Origin of the sequence: Microcystis sp. LE19-41.2A (genome assembly GCF_027530405.1) — a bacterium.
GTDB lineage: Bacteria > Cyanobacteriota > Cyanobacteriia > Cyanobacteriales > Microcystaceae > Microcystis > Microcystis aeruginosa.
Window position 1 is genome coordinate 1 of the sequence record NZ_JAPZQJ010000575.1, and the last position, 3,779, is coordinate 3,779.

General features: G+C 45.8%; 3 protein-coding genes and 1 pseudogene. 1 reads left to right on the forward strand and 3 read right to left on the reverse strand.

From position 1 onward, the window contains the following. Nucleotides 1-206: 206 nt before the first annotated feature. The 3 genes and pseudogenes from O9290_RS24205 to O9290_RS28625 all read right to left on the reverse strand — a co-directional run. On the reverse strand, nucleotides 207-2,258 hold the full coding sequence (locus O9290_RS24205) for a M3 family metallopeptidase (RefSeq protein ID WP_288058208.1): 2,052 nt from the start codon (nucleotides 2,256-2,258) through the stop codon (nucleotides 207-209). Between the two features lie 39 nt (nucleotides 2,259-2,297). Beyond that, nucleotides 2,298-2,537 carry a hypothetical protein gene (locus O9290_RS24210; RefSeq protein WP_002759918.1) on the reverse strand — a complete coding sequence of 80 codons (240 nt, stop codon included), beginning with the start codon at nucleotides 2,535-2,537 and terminating at the stop codon, nucleotides 2,298-2,300. Between the two features lie 501 nt (nucleotides 2,538-3,038). Continuing rightward, a pseudogene (locus O9290_RS28625) lies at nucleotides 3,039-3,177 on the reverse strand (IS1634 family transposase N-terminal domain-related protein); the annotation flags it as partial. A 159-nt stretch (nucleotides 3,178-3,336) separates the two neighbouring features. Here O9290_RS28625 and O9290_RS24215 point away from each other — a divergent pair. After that, on the forward strand, nucleotides 3,337-3,779 hold a 443-nt coding region (locus O9290_RS24215), incomplete at its 3' end, for an AAA family ATPase (protein ID WP_353852165.1).

A 3,779-nucleotide genomic window follows, 5' to 3' on the forward strand; every position in this document is an offset into this window, starting at 1 on the left:
GCTAAATATTGCCGTAACGCACCACAAAGAAAAGTTTTTGGTGCGTTACGCTACGCTAACACACCCTACTGGATTGTTTCAGCAGTTAAGTAGGGTGCGTTAGGCAATCCCTTGTTTTCAGGGAAAAAATCAAGAGCGAAATATTGCCGTAACGCACCACAAAGAAAAGTTTTTGGTGCGTTACGCTACGCTAACACACCCTACTTTTATAAGCCGCTATGACGGAGGAGAGGTTCGGTACTGGGTTCGCGACCGCGGAAAGCTTTAAAAACATTCATAGGATGAGAACTTCCCCCCATAGCTAAGACAGTATCGCGAAAACGGCGGCCGATCGCTTTCACTGCTTCTTCGTTATCTAATCCCACTTCCTCGAAAGCGGCAAAAGCATCGGCGCTGAGAACTTCTGCCCATTTATAACTATAGTAACCCGCCGCATAACCGCCAGCGAAAATATGCCCAAAAGAACATAAGAAAGCATCTTCTGGTAGGGGAGGAATGATCGTCGTCGTCGCCGCTAAACGCTGTCTGACTTGTTTAGGAGTTTCGCCGCCATTGGGTTGATAACGATGGTGTAATTCCAAATCTACTAAAGACAAATGTAACTGACGCAGCATAGCCGAACCGCTCATATAATTCTTAGCTAGGAGCAGTTTTTGATAGTAATGTTCGGGGAGAGTTTCACCGGTTTCGTAGTGTTTGGCCATACTCATTAAAGTAGGGCGATCATAACACCAATTTTCCATAAATTGACTGGGCAATTCCACCGCATCCCACTCAACGTTATTAATACCCGCTGCGCCGGAATAATCCACAGTGGTTAACATATGCTGTAAACCGTGGCCAAATTCGTGAAATAGGGTAGTTACCTCCTCAAAGGTCATTAAACTGGGGTTTCCGTCCACTGGAGGCGTTTGATTGCAGATTAAATAGGCCACAGGTAAACGCACCTCGGCACCAGTTTTGGCGCGACCGATACAGACATCCATCCAAGCACCGCCGCGTTTTTCGGCGGGACGACTGTAGGCATCGAGGTAGAAATAGGCGATTTTTTCGCCCTTTTCGTCGTTAATCTGGAAATAACGCACATCAGGATGCCAGATAGGTGCTTTACCGTCGGTAGCGATAATTTCCACCCCAAAAATCCGTTTAGCGAGGCTAAATATGCCTTCTAAAACCCGTGGTAGGGGGAAATAGGGGCGTAATTCCTCGGCACTAAAGTTAAACTTGGCCTGACGCTGTTTTTCTGACCAATAGGCTATATCCCAATGCTTGAGATCGTCGGTTCCCGCAAAAGTTTTTAAGGCCTCTAAATCCTGTTTTGCCGCTTCATAGCTTACTTGGCGTAAATTGTCAAGCAATTTCTCGATTTCATCCACAGAATTGGCCATTTTCCGGGCAAGACTGACCTCGGCGTAGGTACTATAACCTAAAAGATGGGCCTGTTCCTGACGAAGTTGCAAAATGCGATCGATTAAGGGATTATTATCCAATTCTCCCAGATCAGCCCGACTAACGTAGGCTTTATAGAGTTTTTCCCGCAATTCCCGATTATCGCTGTACTTCATAAAGGGGAAATAACTGGGAAAATCGAGGGTAATCACCCAGGGACCAGTTTCGGTGCTGGCGTTAGTTTCCCCTTGGCCCCGGGCGGTTTGGGCGGCTAAACTGAGGAGACTAGGGGGTAAACCGGCGATATCTTCTGGGGTTGTTAGTTTTAGTTGAAAAGCTTTGGTGGCATCGAGGAGGTTATTAGAAAATTTCGTGGTGATTTCCGCTAATTCCAGTTGAATCGCGTTAAATCTGTCTTTTTTCTCCCCTACCAATCCCACCCCGGCCAATTGGGCATCCCGCAGAGAAGCTTCGACAATGCGCTGTTGTGCCTCGTCTAATTGCCCCCAGCTTTCCCCTTGACGCAGGGACGAGAATGCCTCATAAATGGGTTTACTTTGGCTTAAACGGCTAATAAACTCGACTACCTGTGGTTGTACGGTTTCGTAAGCTTGACGCAATTCCGGGCTATTTTTTACCCCCATCAGATGACCGATAATCCCCCAACTCCAGCTTAAACGTTCTTCGATCCGGGTGAGGGGTTCGACTAATTTTTCCCAGGTGGGGGCAATCTGCGCTTCTAGATCGGTTAATTCTCTGGCCAGTTCCTGCAAAAGTTGCGTCATCCCAGGGACAATTAGGCTGGGTTGGATTTGGTCAAAAGCCGGTAATCCTTGACCGGCAAGCAGCGGGTTACTGGTGTTCGTCATAATTGTTGGTCTGGAAGGGTGGGTAATCTGTATCTTTTACTACCCTAACCCAAATCCCCGACCATCTATCCGGGCGATCGAACGCCGGAGCTTTTTCAGTGGGGTGTGGGGTGTGGGGTGTGGGGTGTAGGGTGTGGGGTGTAGGGTGTAGGGAAAGAAACCTCTTTCATCTGTGGGGGTGAAAATTTTTTCATTGGGACTGCCTCTGTTGATCAAAGATAAGCAAAAATTATTTATTGACTCCAAAAACTTGAGAATATTTAAATTAACATTCCGCAATATTTACAAATTCTTAAGAATTAATTGAGAAAGATTTTTATTTAACAACGATGTTACAATGGTTACAGCGATTTTACTGAATTTCATAATGGGTTATTCTGTGCTTTTTTGGGCAGCAATGGTTGAAACCCTTGCCACACCTAGAAGGTGATCCTAATTAAGACGGTCAAATCAGTCAATTTCACCCATAACGATGATCTTTTTTTTGTGTAGTTTTATTGCAAAAAAAAAGTTTTTTTGACAAAAAGCACAAAGTATGATAGTACCCAACGTATTTCTGGCTGCGAGTAATTATTGTAGAGGGGGAGAAAGGAGAAGGGAGAGCATCTCACCTTTGCAATGAGCATAAATACTTAGTGGAAAAATAGGCTTTTCGAGGGTAATTCTTGTTTTAATTCTCCATGTACGCAGTCTTTAAAAGCCTCTATTTCGTTCCAAGACACGATTAAGAGTGGCTTTTAGGCTAAGTATAATTACTTATCGCGTAAATGAGATGCTCCCCAGATTGTCAATAATATCATCGGGTAATTTTGAGAGATTGGCCAGGGTTCTTTTTTTGACTTGTTCTCCTTCTCGGTAGGACTCTCGAAGAAGAACAGCGGGGGGGGGAATTACGGTTAGGAACTTTTTCTATATACATGGCTATCATTTTAGCAAATGGAGAGAATTCTTGTCCATTAAGAAATGTTACAAATTACATGGGTACATTAAGAAAAGTTAAGGGGGTGCATCCATTGATGGATAAGGGTTTTCGGCTATTATGGTATATATGTATGGGGTAAGTTCAGCTATAGTAGAAATGGAACTGGGAATCGGAACGATGATCGAGCGACACAGAAGGAGATTGGCTAACGGGGAGGAGCGGGTCTATACTTACGGGGTTGGAGCGGACGGTGAGCGTCAGTCTTTGTCGATCCGTTCCGTTGATGATTCCCTTTCAATCCCCTGCTATAGGCGAGCAGAAAAAGAGCGGGTGGTGGCCGCCCTACTAGCCAATGCCAGTTTGTTGGTGGTGGGGGAAGCTGGTGCGGGAAAGACCTTTTTAGCGGAGCGGGTAATTGAGGACTTGTTGGGGCGGGGGTTTCCGGTGTCCGCCCCTGCTATCGGCACGGTCAAACAGATGCTTCTGGAAATCGCCGGGGATTTGGAGGTAGATACGGAGACGCTAGAGGGCAAACCGATGACGGCACAACAGTTACAGGAAACCATCGCCGAATGGTTAGAGGGTAACGTCGCTTTTCT

Bases quoted from the DNA above. Each gene is read 5' to 3' on its own strand.
- O9290_RS24205 (WP_288058208.1), bottom strand. From the start codon at position 2,258: ATGACGAACACCAGTAACCCGCTGCTTGCCGGTCAAGGATTACCGGCT.